Raw genomic sequence first — 17,185 nt, 5'->3', positions numbered from 1 at the left:
ATGCCGCAGGCAACTATAACAACTGACTGGCTGTGTATTGCAACATCGGGCACAGCGGTTGACGGGCGTCCTGTTCTGCCGGAATGGCTGCACCAGGCGGCAGAGGATTACAGCCGCGATACTTACACCGCCATGATCTGGCCGCATCATCCCCAGTTTGAACTGGGTGAACGGGAATTTACCTGTAATCTCGGAGAGGTGGACGAATTAAAGGCGGTTGATGAAAAGGACGTAACAAAACTCTATGCCCGGCTGATACCCAATCAGTTTTTAATTGATGCCAATCAGATGCGGCAGAAATTATTTACCTCGGCTGAGTTCTGGGAAAATTTCGCCGGAACGGGGCGGACCTATTTATTTGGGCTGGCCGTTACCGATATTCCCGCCAGCCTCGGAACGCAGAAAATAGAATTTATTTTCGACAATCAACAATACGAGGGTGCACGCGGCAGTGTTGAAACGTTCAGCCTCGGAACACTGAAAAAAAATCAGTCGTCGTTATGGGGGCGACTGTTCAGCGCCCGCAAAAAACAATTTGCGGCCAGTCCTGAAACTCAACGGCCCCCAGAGGGCGAGGATACAAAACAGATGGATGAACTACGCGAACTGATCGAAAAAATGCTGGTGCGGCTGGATGCGCTGGAAAAAACGGCCAGCGGTGACGGCAAGGCCGATACCCCGGCAGAGGCCGCCGCCGACGTCAGCAGCCTGGCGGAGGAAATTGCAGAGGTGGCCGACGAGGTGGCAGAAATCGCCGCAGAGGTGGCGGAAAAACCGGAGGATGAAGTTATCGCCGCAGAGTTTACCGCCGCTAAAACCCGTATGGCCGCGCTGATGAAAAAATTTGCTGCTGGCGGGAATGACGCCCGGTCACGCTCCCGACGGCACCGCCGCACACATCTGAGTGCGCACGGCAATGGCCGTTCTGCGCCCGCTGCCGGAGAAGATTTTTCTGCTATCAGGGCGGAGATGAACGTCATTCTGGAGAAATTCAACACGCTGAGCGCGGCCAAAACGCCTCTGCCAGGCAACGGACCGGCTGACAGCCAGAAACCGTTCAGTTTTCTGTAACTGGCGAACCGTTAATTAACTGACACGGAAAAAAATAATATGCAATTAACACCGAGGGCGGAGGCGCTGATCCGCAAATACACGGCGGGCCTTGCCCAGTCATATGGCGTGCCGGACACCTCAAAGTTTTTCGGGCTGACCGATCCGCGTGAAATCCAGCTACGTGACGCGCTGTTGCAGCAGTCTGAGTTTTTACGCCTGGTCAACATGATGGATGTCGATCAAATTCAGGGGCAGGTAGTCAACACCGGTAACCCCGGTCTGTTCACCGGGCGAAAATCTGACGGTCGTTTTGGCCGAAAAATGGGCGTGGACGGTAATGAATATCGCCTGTATGAGACGGATTCCGGATCATACCTGGAATATGCCCTGTTGGTCGTCTGGGCTAACGCCGGAAGTGAGGACGAATTTTTTCAGCGTATTCAGGCGTTCAGCAATGAGTCATTCGCGCTGGACATTCTACGGGTGGCATTCAACGGTATTGAAGCGGCGAAGGATACCGATCCGGAGGCTAACCCGCTCGGTCAGGACGTCAATATTGGCTGGCATCAGATTGTCAAATCCCGCACCCCTGAGCAGATTATCACTGACGGCGTGACGCTGGATCGCCTTGGCAGCGGGGCGGATTTTGTTTCGCTGGACGCTGCCGCAACCGACCTGATCCACACCTGTATTTTCGAACCCTACCGAAACGATCCGCGCCTGGTGGTACTGGTGTCAGCCGATCTGATTGCCGCTGATGCAACTAGCATGATGAACCGCATTGACCGTCCTACCGAAAAAGTCGCGGCACAGCTGATTAACCGCGAAATTGCCGGGCGCACCGCCTACACGCCGCCGTTTATGCCTGAAGGCCGTCTGATTGTCACCACGCTGTCTAACCTGCATATCTATACCCAGCGCGGCACCCGCAAGCGTAAGGCTGAATGGGTGGACGACCGGAAACGATTTGAAAATAACTACCTGCGCATGGAGGGCTACGCCGTGGAGCACGACGTGTTGTATGCCGCCTACGAGAAAATCACGCTGCCGGAAACGGCTGAAACGGCGGAGGAATAATCATGGCACTGACACCCTGCCAGCGACACCGCGCCCGCATCCGGGCGGAACAGGCGATAAACAACCGTACACCGGTGGCTGACAGCCCCGTCAGCCTGCATGTGCAACTGCGTGAGCTGGAAGCCGACATTGCCCGGCTACGGGCGCTGGAGGTGACAGCCGACAGGGTGGAGCTGAAACGCGACGTGCTGCTGCCCAAATGGCAGCCGGTTGCTGAACAGTATCTGGCCGGGGATCGGGTGTTCGCCAATCCGGTTTTTGTCTACTGCATCATCTGGCTGTTTGATACCGGCAGTTATGACCAGGCACTGGACTGGGCGGATACGGCCATCAGCCAGGGTCAGAGCACGCCGGAAAATTTCAAATCCAACATGGCGGCATTTGTCGCTGATACCGTACTCGCCTGGTCAGAAAATCAGGCCGCGCTGGGACACAGCATTGAGCCGTATTTCAGCCGGACATTTGAAAATATCCGCACGAAATGGCGTCTGCATGAAGAGATAAACGCCAAATGGTTCAAGTTTGCCGGGTTGAATCTGCTACGTGATGAGAATGGCGAACCACGGCCCACGGCTGTAGAGGATGTGACTGTGCTGGAACAGGCCGACGCGCTGTTGGCGCAGGCCCATGCATTTAACAATCAGGTTGGGGTTAAAACGGCCCGTGAGCGCATCGCCGCCCGCATCCGTTCATTAACCGCCGCATGACAGGCTACCGCAGTGCCGGCGGGCGTGGTGGAGGTGTTGAAATCGTTGATTTCACCAGCCTTGGAAACCAGTCAGCCCGCCATTTTATTCAGGGGGGCAGATGACAGCACCAGCATTAGGTTTCAGCGGGCGTTCCATTCATTACAACGACGTGCCGGTGACAAACGGCGAACCATTCTGGCCCGATCTGAACGTAATGGAGTTTCAGCAGTCACGCACCATTCCGCCAGATCTGCCGGCAGACACCGCCGGGCGCGCCGTACTGGCGGCGGTGGCAGAAATCAACAGCGATCTGGCCGCCGTAGTCAGCGCTAAACAGGCTGCGGGCTATGCCACCGCGCTGGCGGTGCCGGGGGCAAAGATGGACGGTGAAAACCAGCTGACCGCGCAGTACAAAAAAGCAGTTTACGCCCGCGCAAAAGCCGATCTGCTGGGCGAATTCCCGGCGATAGGACGGCGTGAAACACATCCCGGACAGGAGAGTGCGGAAACCCGCGAAACCCTGCTGGCAGAAGCGGCGCTGGTGCTGCGCAATATCAAGGGCTATCCGCGGGCCGGGGTGTACCGCATATGAGCCAGATAGAGAGCCTGACAGGGTTTTTGTCTGAGCATATGCCGCCGCGCGCCATGCAGTTTTTTGAGAGCGCCATTGAGGACGCGAGGCTGATTTACGCGGTCAAAGCGCTGGGCCTCGGTCAGCGGCGTGTCGGCGTTTTCCGCTATAACGCGGCGCTGAGCTGGGATCGTTTCCCGTATCGTCTCTGTCCGCCCGCGCTGGTCTATGCACTGTTGTTTGCGTGGATGGATGCGTACCGCAACGCGCTGTATGACGCCCTCACGCTGGGTGAGCCGACTGTTGATATTGAGTTTGATGATGAGCAGACCGGATCGCTGTCGATAGTCATCGAACTGGCTGACGAGATCACAATTACGCCTGACGACGGCGGGGAAATACCGCTCAGCGGCCACCGCTGGAGGCTTGCACAGCCGGAAACCTGGACGGCAGAAACCGGATGGCTGTATGCGTCCGATCAAACCGGTGCCCCGCTGGGTGATGACGATGAAAATTGACGGCGGGCTGGATAAACGCCAGCAAAGACAGCTGCGTGAAATGCTCTCCGCGCTGGAACTGAAACCAAAACAGCGGCAGCGCCTGCTGTGGCGCATTGCAAAACTGGGGATCATCGTCGCCGCAAAACGCCATCAGCGCCAGCAGATGACGTCGGACGGCCAGCACTGGCCGGCGCGTAAACGCGGCCGGGGTAAAATGCTGCGCCAGCTGCCAAAGCTGCTGCACGTAAGGGAAATGCCAGAAATTGAGGCGGTACGTATCTATCTGAAGGGCGGACATTACCGCAACGCCAGCGGCCCGGTTTCTGCCGGTCTGATCGGCGCGGTGCATCAGAGCGGTTCGTCAGTACAGATGAACGCGGGCAGCGCTCCCCGCCCCGACCAGTCCGGCCAGTCCGCATTGCTGCGACAGGCTAAGCGCCTGCGCACGCTGGGTTACAAAATGCGCCGGGGCGACAAATGGATAAAACCGACTGCCCGGCAGATCACTGAAACGCTAAGCCGCGCTCAGGCCGGGTTGTTAATTAAAAAACTGCGCGGAAAACCGCTGAAAACCCGCTGGCAGATTGATTTGCCCGCCCGCGTGTTTCTCGGCGTCAGCGATGATGAATTTAATCAGATCCTGGCACGGCAGCTTCAGGCGATCAATTTTGGCTGGAACGTCAGGGCGCAGGACATACGAGGAAAACAATAATGACATGGCCCAGTGTAACAATTAACCAGCTGAACCAGCGCCAGGGCACGATTAACGAAGTTGAGCGGACGCTTCTTTTTGTCGGCACCGCAGCCAGCGGTGACGGCGATCTGATTGCGCTGAATTCACAATCAGATATCGCCACAGTGCTCGCCGCCGCCAAAACCGATCTGCGTGAGAACGTGCTGGCCGCGCAGCTGAATGCAGGTCAGAACTGGCAGGCGTATGCTTTGCTGATTGCGCCGTCCGTTGATGTGGACAAATGGCCGGAACACGTTGAACAGGTTCAGGATCTGATATCAGTTGAAGGCGTGGTTGTCGTCACTCACGCCCTGAAGGCGCAGATCCTGGCGTGGCAGGCGCTGCGGGAGCGACTGATTGCAAAAATTGGCCGCTGGGTCTGGTTTATTCTGACCCTGGCCTCACCCAATCCCGGCGGAACACCGCCGGTCGCCTGGGACGACTGGTTTGAGGGCGTCACATCTCAGGTCACTGGCGTGGCCGCCGCAGGTGTTCAGGTTGTTCCGCTGCTCTGGGGCAATGAAGCGGGGGCACTGGCCGGTCGTCTGTGTAACCGCGGCGTGACCATCGCTGACAGCCCCGCCCGTGTCAAAACCGGCGCGCTGCTGGGGCTGAGTGCCGATTTACCGACTGACTCCGATGGCGCAGAGCTGACGCTGGCCCAGCTGCGCCAGCTGCATGACATGCGCTGTTCCGTGCCGATGTGGTACACCGATTATGAGGGCATGTACTGGTCAGACGGATTAACGCTGGACGTAACTGGCGGCGATTATCCCGTCATCGAATATATCCGCATTGTTGATAAAGTGGCGCGACGCGTGCGCATCCAGGCGATTGCCAAAATTGCCGATCGGTCGCTTAACAGCACCCCGGCAAGTATTGCAGCGCATAAAACATATTTCACAAAAACCCTGCGCAACATGGCAAAAACAACGCAAATCAGCGGGGTGACATTCCCCGGCGAAGTGAAAACCCCTGAATCTGATGATGTCAGTATTGTCTGGTCTGACAGTAAAACTGTGGCCATTTACCTGACAGTGCGCCCCTATGCCAGCCCCAAATCCATTACTGTGGGCATTACCCTGGATGACTCAATTACGGAGAGCACATCATGACCGCACGAATCGGGGGAATGGATTTTGATATTACGCTCGGTACGGAGCTGATTCACGTAAAAGCTATTTCGCTGGATATAACAGATAACACCGCCGCTGCACAAACGCGCGGAGTCCCTGACGGGCACGTAAGCGGAGATGTGGCCGCCGAAGGAGAACTGGAGGTTGACACCAGAAACTTTCAGAAAATCGGCGCGATTGCACGCAGTGCGGGCAGCTGGCGGGCAATGCCCACCACTGACATCCTGTTTTATGCAAATACCGGCGATGAGGAATTAACGGTACAGGCATTTGGCTGCAAATTAATCCTCACCTCGCCGCTTAGTTTCGATCCGAAAGGCGGCGAAACCGGTAGTCACAAAATCAAATATATAGTGACCGATCCTGATTTTGTGCATATCGACGGTGTACCGGTGCTGTCCACCGACGACGTGCGCGATCTGATTGGGTGATGTTATGCAGAGCGGTGAAACGTCATCCCTGTTTACAAAACTGATCCTGATCGGTGCGGTAATCGGCATCGGCCAGGTGCTGGTCAGTAATGAGCGTATCACGTTACGTCTGGCGCTGGGGCGGATCATTCTGGGATCGGCGGTGGCGCTGGTTGCGGGAGTGTTGCTGTTGCAGTTTGAGGATATTCCCGAACTGGCCGTAATTGGCGTGGCCTGTGCGCTGGGTATTGCCGGTCACACGGCGATAGAAGCGGCGGTTAAGAGCCGCCTTGGAAAACATAAGGACTGACGCATGACACTGAGTGAAAAACAGGCGGTTTTTTCCGTCATGGTGGCAAAGCTGATTTTCCGTGCCGATGAATGCGGATACCGGCTCACGTTTGGCGAAGCGTACAGGACCGCTGAACAGGCCGCGCTGAATGCGAAAAACGGTCGCGGTATCGCCAGGAGTTTGCATACGCAGCGCCTGGCGGTGGATTTTAATCTGTTTATTAACGGTGAGTATCGGACAGACAGCGCCGCCTACCTACCCCTGGGGGAGTACTGGGAGAGCATCGGCGGCAGCTGGGGCGGCCGGTTTAAACAACCGGACGGAAACCATTTCAGTTTAGAGCACAACGGGGTGCGCTGATGATTGCGCGGGCGGCCGGTATATTTATCCTCGGCGCGGCGGCGGGGGCGTGGATTATGACCGTCGGTCAGGCAGCAGAGGCACAGCGAGAGGCTGAATACCGTGACGAGCTGCGCGGCCTGATCCAGGGCGTCTCCGCTGAGTCGGCGGCGGCGCTGGATGCAAAACTGACGGAGCTGCACGGTAATGAAATTCACACTGAACGGGTTATTCATACTGAAACCATTAAACCGGTTTTTCGTAACGTCTGCGCTACTGATGAGTATGTGCAGCTGTTCAACGAAACCACAGACGCCGCCGCCCGTGCGTTATCCGGCGGCGGCTCTGGTGCGTTGCCCGTCGGTACTGCCACGCCTGGCCGGACCGACGGGAAATGATTTCGATCTGGCGCTGCGCGACTGGCGCGCGCTCTATGTCAGCTGTGCCGCGCGGCACAACCAGCTGATCACCGACATTGAGAAACGACAGGACATAATGAAATGAGTGAAAAAAACGTGATAACGCTGACTATTGGCGGCACTGACGTGCAGTTTGCCCCGACATTGCAGGCTTACAATAAGTGCCTGAATGAGTCCGCCCGCGATGAAGATATCGTCGGGGCGGTTGCAACCTATTTGAAACGCATTGTTGTACCTGAGTCACGCGACGCGCTGGCGCGGCTTCTTTTAATGCCGGGGCTGGGTGCTCAGGTTGCCAAAAAAATCAATGAACTCTACGCGCCGACGGTAGAGATTGAAGTAAAGGCATAAGCCAGCTGACGGCGCATATCCGGGCCAGTCACTATGAACAGCTGGTGACGCTGCGGCGTCACTGGTTGCCGTCACCCGCTGACGGTGACGAACCGGCGGACAGCGTCATGAACCTGGCCCGCGCCGCCTGGCTGGCAGAATATTTTCAGGAGGCGAACGTTAACAGCGTCGCTGCCGGGATTGCATTTGCGTTTAACGGAAATCGCTGATGAAAGAGCTTTCTTTTCTCCTCAGTCTGAAAAACAACCTCAGCGCCCCGCTTGGCAGGGCACAGCAGAGCGTGAAGAGTTTCGCCCGCCAGTCCCGCGCCGCGTTTAAAAATATCGGCGTCGGCGCGGCCGGGCTGTGGGGCGTGGTACAGGGTGTGAAAGGATTGCTTGGCCCGGCTGATCGCGTTCAGCAGGCGCTCAATGAGCTGGCAACGCACAACGTAGACCCCGCCGGGCTGGATGCAATGTACCTGTCCGCACAGCGGTTCAGTACCCGGTTTGGCAAATCCGCCGCTGATTTTATCGCGTCGGGGGTGGCAATCAAAAATGAACTGGCCGGACTCACTGACCGTGATCTGCCCCGTGCGGCGGTGGCGATTAACACCCTGGCCGTGGCGACAAAATCCAGCGCTGAACAGTCGGCGTCATATATCGGTGAAATGGAAAATCACTGGCGCTCGACCGTTAATGAGATGGGTAACGTGCCGTTTGCGGAAATGATGGCCGGTAAAGCGGCGTACATGACTGCGAATTTTGGCCGTTCTTTAGATGAAATCCGTGGGATGGTAAAAACGGCGGGTGCCGCTGCGGGCGGTGCCGGCGTCGGCATGAATGAACAGCTGTCAGTGCTGGGAATGCTGAGCAAAACCAGCGGCACTGCGGCGGGCGGTCAGTACGCCGCGTTTCTGAAAAATGCCGTGGCAGGCGGCAGGCAGCTGGGCGTAAGCCTCACTGACAGCCAGGGAAAATTGCTTGCGTTCCCCGATATTCTCCAAAAATTACAGGCAAAATTTGGCAGTACGATTGAGGGCAGCGTCAAGGCCCAGACCGTACTCAACAATGCATTTGGCGAAGGAGCAAAGGCGCTCACCGCCGCATGGGGCCAGGCCGACGCGCTGCGTAAACATATGCGCGACATGGGCAACATCCAGGGGCTGGACCGGGCCACTGAAATGGCGATGAAAATGGCAAACATCTGGGAACGGGTGGATAAAGTCTGGGAGCGTGTCAGGGTGGCCGTCGGTATGCGCCTGATGCCGGCCATCAGCCCACTGATTAATTACGGTATCCGGGCGGGTGAAACGTTTGCGAAATGGCTTGATATGTTTCCCAATATTGGCCGCTGGATCGGCTATATCACCCTGGCTGTGCTGAGCCTGGGCGCGGCGGGTGCGGTGGCTAATATCGTTATTGGCGTATCAAAATTTATCTGGATAGGGCTGGTCGGTATCTGGAAAGTGGCGCGGACTGCAATCATTGCATTTACCGTTGCGCTGCGCATTCTGCGCGTTGCCGTACTGCTGGCCGGGCTGAGTATGCAGCTGTTAATGAGTCCGGTCACGCTGATCATTGCCGGGATAGCGCTACTGGCGGCGGGCATCTGGTATGCCGTCACGCACTGGAAAGTGCTGACCGCCGCGCTGCTGGACAGTGCCGCGTTTCAGTGGGTGTCTGAGCAGGTCACCGCGCTGGGCGGGGTGTTCTCTGACGTCTGGCAGTCGGTAAAACTGGGCTGGGCAATGGTGGTTAACTGGTTTACCGGACTGTCCCCGGTGCAGGCATTTGCGGGTTTTGCTGATGATATCAGCAACGTTTTTAGCGGACTGTGGGACACGCTGATGCAGTCATTTGGCCGGACGTATAACTGGATTGTGACCCGTCTTAACAAAATCCCCGGAGTCAATATTGACCTGAAGCCCGTCGGCGCTGATGCGCCCACGACGGCGGGTCTGGCCGCGCCTGCCGGGCTGAGTGCGCCGTTACTTGAGCGCGGCGGCCTGGGTAAAGCGATCACAGGCGGAGCCGGGAAGGTTACCGACAACAGCAAAAACAACACCATCGGCACGGTTAATGTGTATCCGCAGAACCGGGAAACGTTTGACGCATTGATGGAATCACAGGAGCTGGCCGCCGGATGAGTGAAAAATATATCGATCTGCTGATAACCGACGGCAGTTTTACGCTGGATTCCGGCAACGAACCGCAGCTGTGCAGCAACCGTATCAGCATTGCCCAGGACGTGGTTCACCGCATTATTGAAGCCGGGATAGTGAAAGAGCTTATAGCGGAGCGCAGCCCGCCGCTGCGTGCCGATATTCTGATGCAGACTGAATTACTGGTTGAAACTGATAACCGCATCGTGCCGGGCACCGTCAGCATCACCGACGGGGGCAACGGGGAATGGTTTGTGACGGCGGACACATGGGAGTTTGGCTCCCTGTCCACGTCGGTGGACGCATAAAGAGGTGAACAGTGTCGGAAAATAAACCCGCGCCGGATTATGAGGCAATTCTGGCTGAACAGGGGATGCCCATCACGGAGGCACAGATCCGTGAGGAACTTAACGCGGTGGTCAGTGAACAAGGGCTGGTGACAAATACCTCTGATATGTCGCCGTTCTGGCGGCTGATCCTCGCCATCGTTATCACGCCTGTACTGTGGCTGAAAAACGCGCTGGTCGGCACCGTAATGGCAAACCTGTTTCTGGCAACGGCCGGCGGCACGTTTCTCGATCTGTTTGCCTGGGCGGTGAACCTGACGCGCAAAGCCGCCACCGCAGCCGCGGGCGTGGTGCGGTTTATTAAAACGGAGGCGGACCGCGAAATCACAGTACCGGAAGGGACAGTGATCCAGACTGAACGCATTAACGGCACTGTCTACCGGCTAATAACCACGTCAGGGGTGACTCTATCCGCCGGCACGGTCAGCGCTCTGGTGCCCGTTACTGCTGAGCTGGCCGGCAGCGGATTTAACCTGGCTCCTGGCTATTTCCGTATCCTCCCGGTGGCGATTGACGGTATCGCCAGCGCGGTAACAGAGGACGACTGGCTGACCACGCCCGGCGCAGATGCAGAGTCAGATGACGATTTGCGCGACCGCATCAGAAATCAATACAACATGGTCGGCCAGTATCACACCGATGCGGTTTACCGCGGGCTGATTGCCGGCATTGCCGGACTGAATACCGACCGCATCTATTTTGAATATGACGCGCCGCGCGGTCCGGGTACGGCAAATGTGTATCTGCTGCTGGATTCCGGCATCGCCAGCCAGCCGTTTATCGATACCGTCAATGATTATGTAATGACGCAGGGGAACCACGGCCACGGCGACGACGTGCTGTGCGTGGCACTGCCGGAAACCCTGCACGATCTGAGCGTCAGCGTTTATCTGTTTTCTGACAGCGTTCTGACAGATGAGCAGATCGTTACGCTGCTGGGCAATATCGAAAACCTGATCCGCTGCGCGTTTCGTGAAAACACCGATTACGACGTAAAAAAAACCTGGCCGCACAGCCGTTTTTCCATGTCGCGGCTGGGTGAGGAAATCCACGCCGCATTTTCAGACGTGCAGTCACTTGAATTTTCACTTGGCGATATCGTCAGCGATCTGAATGTGCCCCGTCTGAACTCGCTGAATGTGGTGAACGCGGATGGATAAATTTCCTGATATCACCCTGCCGGTGTGGATGAACCGGGGTGAACCGCTGACGCTGGCGCTGGCGTCAGAAACATGGTGGCAACGGGTTTACGGCTGGCTGCTGTTTCCGCTGGCACAGATTGATGTTGATACGTGCGATGAACAGTTGCTATCCCTGCTGGCGTACCAGCGCGATATCACGCGCTTCAGCGGTGAGCCGCTTTCACTGCTGCGCCTGCGGGTAAAATATGCGTTTGTGAACGCGCAGGACGCCGGCAGCATCGCCGGATTTGAACGGATATTTCAGCGGCTGGAGATCGGCACATTGCAACAGCTGGAACGACAGTTTACTGAAGACTGGGATGTGATCCTGTTGCGCATTAATGACGAGCAGCTGACGCGCAACAACGTGCTGATGATGAATTTAGTGCGGCAGTACGGCCGCACCTGCCGGCGATATTTTTTTGATGTGCTGAACCAGCGTGCTGCAACGGTAAGGCCGGGCGGGTTCAGCGGTGAAACCGGGTTTCACGCTGCAAAATTTGAGGGGTAACGATGTCCACAATTATTACTACTGCATTTGAAAACTGGCTGGTAAGCAGGACGCTGGCCGGTGAACGGGCGCTGGCCGACACCATGATATTTGCGCTGATACCGGACCAGAGCGACGGCGCGGAGATTGATCGTGATGAAGGTATGCCCGCCGCTGAATTAATCAGCTATCAGTGTGCGATTACGCAAACCGCCGCACTGAATGCTAACGCCGTGGTGTATTCCGTGGTGTTGGATACCACCGTTGGCGACTGGGATTACAACTGGATCGGGCTGGCTGACAGCGCCACCGACACGTTACTGATGATTGTCCATCTCGCAACCCAGCGGAAAATCAAAACGCAGGACGGCCAGCAGGGTAACAGCCTGGTGCGAAACCTGGTGATTGAGTTTAACGGCGCGGCAGAGGCGGCACAAATCAACGTCACGCCGGAAACGTGGCAGATTGATTTTTCAGCCAGGCTCGGCGGCATTGATGAACGCCAGCGCATCGAAAACAGGGATATTTATGGAGCCGCCGCATTTTTTGACGACGGTTTTCTGGTGAACGTTGATGATGGCGCATACAGAATACAGCCGGGCGTCGGCTATGTCGGCGGGCTGCGGGTGACGCTTGATGCCGTCATGCCGCTTGAGCTTGCGCCGCCAGCAACCGTCTGGGTTGATGCCTGTTTTGACGGCACGGTAACTGGAGCCTGGTCGGTGCAGACAAAAATTACAGTAGCGGATGCACTGACGGACTACAGCGAGAATGGTCGCTTACATTATGTTTATGCCGTTGCCAGTATTGCGGACAACGGCGATATCAGCGATTTGCGCCCGTCCGGGTCTGTGTCTGAACAGCAGGCAAGCGATGCACTGGCACGTCACGAACGGTCACGCAATCATCCCGCCGCGACACTTGATGAACGCGGTCTGGTCAGCCTGTCGAACGATACAGACAGCGACAGCGAGGACGTGGCCGCTACATCAAAAGCGGTTAACGATGCCCGCATAAGCTGTTACCCGCTGACCGGCGGAGCGCTGAACGGTGAGGCATACAGCTATCACGCCAACAACTGGCGTCTGATTAGTGAAAACCGGGGGGTATTCTGGCGGTTTGATGGCAGCAGTTTTTATTTGATGTTTACTGATGAAGACGATCCTTTGGGCAGCTGGGGCGAATTGAGGCCATTGATTGTTGAGTGTGCCACCGGCAATTTAATCAGCCATCACGGTATCAAGGCCGGCGGTAATATTATTGCTGTCGGTATGATAATCGGGCTGAGTACCATAAACGCGACCGGGTCGGTGTTTGCCGGCGGCGGCAACTCGCAACTGAATGGCGAAGGTAATGTGTACGGTGGCATGTGGGGCGGCTGGCTGGATTACTGGATCAAAATGAATTTTATACAACAGATGCGGCTTGGTGCGGCAAAAGAGATCCGTAACAGCACCGGATCGCTTGAGGATGAATCCGGCTACGTAGTGACAATGGGGGGTGATTTCGGTGCTGATGATGGTTATTACCGTTTGCGCCCGGTTCAGGAAATGCGTAACGGCGTATGGACAACCATCGCATCTGTTTAATAGGGGGTAAAATGGCGCTGACAATGAAAAATTTTACGTCCCGGCGTGTTGATGACCGGGACAGCGGCAAAGCATTTTTGTATTTCACTGATGAAGATGGCCGTGACTGGTATGAGTCACAGTCGCTGTTTGCGGATGATACGCTGAAAATTGCGTATAACGCTGACGGGGTGATTAACTCATATTCATACGATGCATCAACACTGGCACCGGGCGGGCTGTCCGTGACTGAATTCGACGCGGACGCCGTGCCCGACGGTTTTTTTGATAATGTCAGCAGCTGGATGGTCAGCGACGGGGCAATCAGCACGCTGACAGGCGCGGCGCTGACGACGGCGCGGGAGAAACAGCGGGATATACTGCTGACTGCGGCGCGTGTCGTTACGTCTGATTATCAGAATGAGGCGCTGATCGGACTGATTTCGGACGATGACGCGGCGCGGTTTAAACAGTGGGTGGTATACGTCAAATCACTGAAATCGCTGGATCTGACCGCCGACGATATCGCCTGGCCGGTGGTCCCTGATGTGGCGTGAAATGCAGCTGGCCATCTCAGACGGAGCCGCGCCGGTCTGTTCCGTACTTGCTGCACATCCGTGGGTGTACGGGCTGGGACAGGCGGAGGAATCAGGCGTGTATCTCAGCCCTTTGAACGCCGTGGCCTGGCTGCGTCAGCGGCTGTCAGCCGCGCCGGTCCGTCAGGACGTGACCGCAATCATGCTGACCGCTGCAACGCTGAGCGAATTTATCAGCAGGCTGGCCGCGCTGGCCGCTGTGTTTCCGTTGCCTGCGGTGATGCAGGTCTGGCGACGCGCGAAAACCGCACAATCGATCGACATTACAAAAATGCAGATCCCGGCGGCCAGTGCCGGGCTGCCCGCTGCCTGCCCGCTGTCCGTTCCGACACTGCGCAGCGCGGCGGCGGCGGCGGCGGTTTCCGGTCTGGCGAATGCCACCTCTGTGACCGGCGACGGCGTGGCGGACGCATTGTCGGCGTTTAATGTGCAGCGGTCAGCGCTGATTAATGAAGCAAAAACAACGCTGGCACAGGCGCAGACGGCGGCAGTTAACGTCTGGAGCATTTCGGCGCGGCAGGATACCGGCACGGCCGGCGGACTGATGCAGGACAGCATTCCGAACCCGGATCACATTTTTACCCTGGCGCTGTTGTTTACCGGTGACGATCTGGCTGCATTACGCACCATGCTGAGGGATATATGACGCAGATTATTGTGCTGGCGCTGGACGGAGAAGCGATCCTGTTGAAAAACATTCTGGTTACGCCGTCAATGCAGCTGGCTGATAAGGACGTGTCCGGTCAGGCCAGTAGCACCGCTAATGCTGAGCAGGGGAACAAAGGTAAAGAATTGCGCATTTCGGGGCTGATCCCGTTTGAGGACAAAACGCAGCTGACGCGCCTGTTTGCTCTGGCAGAAGCTACCGACGCCAGCGGAGCACGTAAAAAATACCGCGTGGCGCATGAAGTGGCGCAGACAATTAAATTCAGGCAGGCGACATTTTCCGGCAATATCGACGCCGCGCCGCAGACAGATCGCATGGCATGGCTGGTGAATTTTACGCTGAAAGAGTATTTAAGCGTGGCCGAAAAAAAATCAATGCAGACAGCGGAAACGGCAACGGTGCAGACATCATCGGGCACGGCCAGCGCAGAGGAAACGGCTGAGCAGCTGTCATGGTTTGAAAACGTGCTGAAAAAAATTGATACGGCCATCGGACCAGCGGGGACGGATGCATGAGGCCGGTTATCATGCTGCGCGTGGGTGAAACGTCGTTGCCAGTGGTATCGTTTAACGTCGTTGCAGAGCTGTCCGCCTGTGGCCGGGGTTTTGTCACCGCTATCACCACGGAGGATTTGACCGGGCAGCTGGTTCGTCTTGATATCGGCTGGAACGACATGGTTTACCGCTGGTTCACCGGTTACGTGGAGCGCAGCAGCGCGGCAGAGAACGGGTCGCAACGGTTGTTTGTGCGCGAACTGATCGGCGTGATGGCTGAAAACTGGCCTGTGTCGCTGCAACATCCGACATTGCGCGATGTAACTGAGGCAGTGTCCGCCTGTACCGGGCTGAAATTTTCCCTGCCGTCCGGCGTCAGCTACACCGACACGGCGATCCCGCATTTCACGCATTCAGGCACCGGTTACCAGCTGCTGGCAAATCTGGGCCGCGTATTCAGCATCGCGGATTACACATGGTATCAGTTGCCCGATGGTGCGGTGTTCATGGGCAGCTATGCGGATTCGCGTTTTGCAGCGGCACCCGTTGAAATCCCCGACGAATTTGTTAAAAACGGCGCGGCGGGAAACAGTATCACGCTTGCTGTGATCCCTGCTATCCGCCCCGGCGTGATCGTCAACAACAGGCGTATCACGCAAGTGCAAATCAACGATGACGAAATGACGCTTACCTGGACTGTGCTCAACAGCGCCGGGAAACCGGCACAGAAAACCCCGGCACAGCGCCAGATAGACAAAATTTACCCGGAACTTAGCGCGGGGTTGCATTTGCCCCGTTTCGCGCGCGTAACAGGGTCCAGTGACGCCGCCGCGCTGGGAGACCAGGCCGATCCGTTCCGCCCGCGCTATGCCGTTAATCTGCAATTGCTGGATGAAAACGGTGATGATGCCGCAGACACGCCGGAATATAACGCCGTGCCGCTGCCGGTCCCGCTGTCATGTGCAGAGGGCGGACTGTATCAGTTCCCGCCGGAGGGTACGGTTGTGGAGATTGGTTTTGCAGAAGGACGGCCGGATAAACCGGTTATTCGCCAGACCATGCAGGACGGCCAGGCGTTGCCAGACATCCAGCCCGGTGAACAGCTGCAACAGCAGCGCGCGGGCGTCAGTCAGCGCGTGACGCAGGATGGCAGCTGGCAGCGGGAAACCGACCGGTCCATCAGTGAAACCAGCGCCGCACGTACAATAACAAGCGACACAGAAACGCGCACAACGACCAGCCGGAGCACGCTGGTAAAATCATCTGACACAACAACCGTGCTTGGCACGGCGAAACTGATGGCCGGTGTGGTAATGCAGCTGTCCGACGGCGATTATGCTGTCGGCTCGGCGGGCAATATCGTGATCCGCTGCGGCACAGACAGAAACAGCGATGTTGGCCAGAATGATAATCTGGCCGTCGGTGGCAATCTGACAGAGAAGATTGCCGGTATTCGTTCCAGCGCCGCTACTGTTCAGGAACTGTTAGCCCCGTCAGTGCGGCTCGGTAGCGCTGAGCTGAATATCCTGCGTCTGTTGACTGACACACTGGACGTACTGCAACAGCTGTCACAACAGACCGCCACTCACTCACACAGCAATACCGGCTCACCCACCAACAGCGCCGCGATTGCGGCGACCGGCACAACGGCCGCTACCCTCAGTAAAAAATACTCTCCGTACATCGCATAAATCCGCCCGTCAGACCAGACGCCATTTAACGCGCTCAGCGCGTTTTTGTGTGCAGGTTACGCCCTGAACTGACTGTAATGATGATCGTCCGTCAGAGTGCCATCCGCGATGCCATACCCGACGTACTGAAACGCATCTTGGACGAAAACGGCGCTACACCGCACCCGCCTGCACTATTTGGATCATAACTTTTTTGCAACAGTAAATTCTGGCAAACCATACGGCTAGGCCGCGCCAGCACTGGGCTGTTGTGTTAAGTGAGGTTTTGCAATTTGTGCAATGTTTTGCAGGGTTTTGCCAAAAAGGATCAAATTGTTTTTGCTAAGTAACTGACTAACATGATGTTTTTAAAGAGGATCAAAAAGATTACGTGAGGATCAAAACTGGTGACGGGTTTTTATCACAGTTGAGGCGAATGACGCTCAGGCCAGGACTGGC

Annotated in this window: 22 protein-coding genes; all 22 read left to right on the top strand. The window is 56.6% G+C overall.

The genetic code is table 11. The features are described 5' to 3' along the window. The 22 genes from EB241_RS04970 to EB241_RS04870 all read left to right on the top strand — a co-directional run bounded on the left by EB241_RS04970 (nucleotide 1) and on the right by EB241_RS04870 (nucleotide 16,747). Entirely contained in the window at nucleotides 1-1,071 is a 1,071-nt protein-coding gene (locus EB241_RS04970) for a GPO family capsid scaffolding protein (RefSeq protein WP_124232113.1), read from the top strand. A gap of 39 nt (nucleotides 1,072-1,110) precedes the next feature. Continuing rightward, nucleotides 1,111-2,130 (top strand): phage major capsid protein, P2 family, encoded by a 1,020-nt coding sequence (locus EB241_RS04965; RefSeq protein WP_124232112.1) that lies wholly within the window; start codon nucleotides 1,111-1,113, stop codon nucleotides 2,128-2,130. Between the two features lie 2 nt (nucleotides 2,131-2,132). Then, nucleotides 2,133-2,837: a phage terminase small subunit gene (gene gpM / locus EB241_RS04960; RefSeq protein WP_124232111.1), complete on the top strand. Its 705-nt coding sequence runs from the start codon at nucleotides 2,133-2,135 to the stop codon at nucleotides 2,835-2,837. A gap of 100 nt (nucleotides 2,838-2,937) precedes the next feature. Continuing rightward, nucleotides 2,938-3,411, top strand: coding sequence for a head completion/stabilization protein (locus tag EB241_RS04955; RefSeq protein ID WP_124232110.1), 474 nt, complete (start codon nucleotides 2,938-2,940; stop codon nucleotides 3,409-3,411). Beyond that, entirely contained in the window at nucleotides 3,408-3,908 is a 501-nt protein-coding gene (locus tag EB241_RS04950; protein ID WP_124232109.1) for a phage tail protein, read from the top strand. Before EB241_RS04955 ends, EB241_RS04950 begins: the two co-directional genes overlap by 4 nt. Then, a complete protein-coding gene (locus tag EB241_RS04945) occupies nucleotides 3,859-4,602 on the top strand; it encodes a hypothetical protein (protein WP_407644254.1) in 744 nt (247 codons plus the stop codon). Before EB241_RS04950 ends, EB241_RS04945 begins: the two co-directional genes overlap by 50 nt. Beyond that, the gene (locus EB241_RS04940; RefSeq protein ID WP_124232108.1) at nucleotides 4,602-5,738 is read left to right on the top strand and encodes a DUF2586 domain-containing protein; all 1,137 of its coding nucleotides are present in this window, start codon (nucleotides 4,602-4,604) and stop codon (nucleotides 5,736-5,738) included. The genes EB241_RS04945 and EB241_RS04940 overlap by 1 nt, the downstream gene beginning before the upstream one ends. Then, nucleotides 5,735-6,190, top strand: coding sequence for a phage protein (locus EB241_RS04935; RefSeq protein ID WP_199737308.1), 456 nt, complete (start codon nucleotides 5,735-5,737; stop codon nucleotides 6,188-6,190). The genes EB241_RS04940 and EB241_RS04935 overlap by 4 nt, the downstream gene beginning before the upstream one ends. A 4-nt stretch (nucleotides 6,191-6,194) precedes the next feature. After that, the gene (locus tag EB241_RS04930; protein ID WP_124232106.1) at nucleotides 6,195-6,479 is read left to right on the top strand and encodes a phage holin family protein; all 285 of its coding nucleotides are present in this window, start codon (nucleotides 6,195-6,197) and stop codon (nucleotides 6,477-6,479) included. A 3-nt stretch (nucleotides 6,480-6,482) separates the two neighbouring features. After that, nucleotides 6,483-6,821, top strand: coding sequence for a M15 family metallopeptidase (locus EB241_RS04925; protein WP_124232105.1), 339 nt, complete (start codon nucleotides 6,483-6,485; stop codon nucleotides 6,819-6,821). Next, nucleotides 6,821-7,198 (top strand): hypothetical protein, encoded by a 378-nt coding sequence (locus EB241_RS04920; protein ID WP_124232104.1) that lies wholly within the window; start codon nucleotides 6,821-6,823, stop codon nucleotides 7,196-7,198. Before EB241_RS04925 ends, EB241_RS04920 begins: the two co-directional genes overlap by 1 nt. 102 nt (nucleotides 7,199-7,300) lie before the next feature. Further along, a complete protein-coding gene (locus EB241_RS04915; RefSeq protein WP_124232103.1) occupies nucleotides 7,301-7,570 on the top strand; it encodes a putative phage tail assembly chaperone in 270 nt (89 codons plus the stop codon). A 44-nt stretch (nucleotides 7,571-7,614) separates the two neighbouring features. Continuing rightward, complete coding sequence (locus EB241_RS21055; protein ID WP_199737317.1) at nucleotides 7,615-7,779, top strand: DUF6890 family protein; 165 nt, start codon at nucleotides 7,615-7,617, stop codon at nucleotides 7,777-7,779. Continuing rightward, nucleotides 7,779-9,698: a phage tail tape measure protein gene (locus EB241_RS04910; protein ID WP_124232102.1), complete on the top strand. Its 1,920-nt coding sequence runs from the start codon at nucleotides 7,779-7,781 to the stop codon at nucleotides 9,696-9,698. The genes EB241_RS21055 and EB241_RS04910 overlap by 1 nt, the downstream gene beginning before the upstream one ends. Beyond that, nucleotides 9,695-10,021 (top strand): DUF2590 family protein, encoded by a 327-nt coding sequence (locus EB241_RS04905; protein WP_124232101.1) that lies wholly within the window; start codon nucleotides 9,695-9,697, stop codon nucleotides 10,019-10,021. Before EB241_RS04910 ends, EB241_RS04905 begins: the two co-directional genes overlap by 4 nt. Before the next feature lie 65 nt (nucleotides 10,022-10,086). After that, nucleotides 10,087-11,220 (top strand): baseplate J/gp47 family protein, encoded by a 1,134-nt coding sequence (locus tag EB241_RS04900; RefSeq protein ID WP_124232325.1) that lies wholly within the window; start codon nucleotides 10,087-10,089, stop codon nucleotides 11,218-11,220. Then, entirely contained in the window at nucleotides 11,213-11,752 is a 540-nt protein-coding gene (locus EB241_RS04895; protein WP_158612374.1) for a phage tail protein, read from the top strand. The genes EB241_RS04900 and EB241_RS04895 overlap by 8 nt, the downstream gene beginning before the upstream one ends. Nucleotides 11,753-11,754: 2 nt before the next feature. Then, the gene (locus EB241_RS04890) at nucleotides 11,755-13,320 is read left to right on the top strand and encodes a phage tail-collar fiber domain-containing protein (protein ID WP_124232100.1); all 1,566 of its coding nucleotides are present in this window, start codon (nucleotides 11,755-11,757) and stop codon (nucleotides 13,318-13,320) included. Nucleotides 13,321-13,343: 23 nt separating this feature from the next. Next, a complete protein-coding gene (locus EB241_RS04885; RefSeq protein ID WP_158612373.1) occupies nucleotides 13,344-13,856 on the top strand; it encodes a tail fiber assembly protein in 513 nt (170 codons plus the stop codon). Next, nucleotides 13,846-14,541, top strand: a complete 696-nt coding sequence (locus EB241_RS04880; RefSeq protein WP_124232098.1) for a hypothetical protein — start codon at nucleotides 13,846-13,848, stop codon at nucleotides 14,539-14,541. The genes EB241_RS04885 and EB241_RS04880 overlap by 11 nt, the downstream gene beginning before the upstream one ends. Beyond that, entirely contained in the window at nucleotides 14,538-15,077 is a 540-nt protein-coding gene (locus tag EB241_RS04875; protein ID WP_124232097.1) for a baseplate complex protein, read from the top strand. Before EB241_RS04880 ends, EB241_RS04875 begins: the two co-directional genes overlap by 4 nt. After that, nucleotides 15,074-16,747 (top strand): hypothetical protein, encoded by a 1,674-nt coding sequence (locus EB241_RS04870; protein WP_124232096.1) that lies wholly within the window; start codon nucleotides 15,074-15,076, stop codon nucleotides 16,745-16,747. Before EB241_RS04875 ends, EB241_RS04870 begins: the two co-directional genes overlap by 4 nt. Nucleotides 16,748-17,185 lie beyond the last annotated feature (438 nt).

Origin of the sequence: Erwinia psidii (assembly GCF_003846135.1) — a bacterium.
Classification (GTDB): domain Bacteria; phylum Pseudomonadota; class Gammaproteobacteria; order Enterobacterales; family Enterobacteriaceae; genus Erwinia; species Erwinia psidii.
This window is presented reverse-complemented; position numbering and strand designations above follow the sequence as displayed.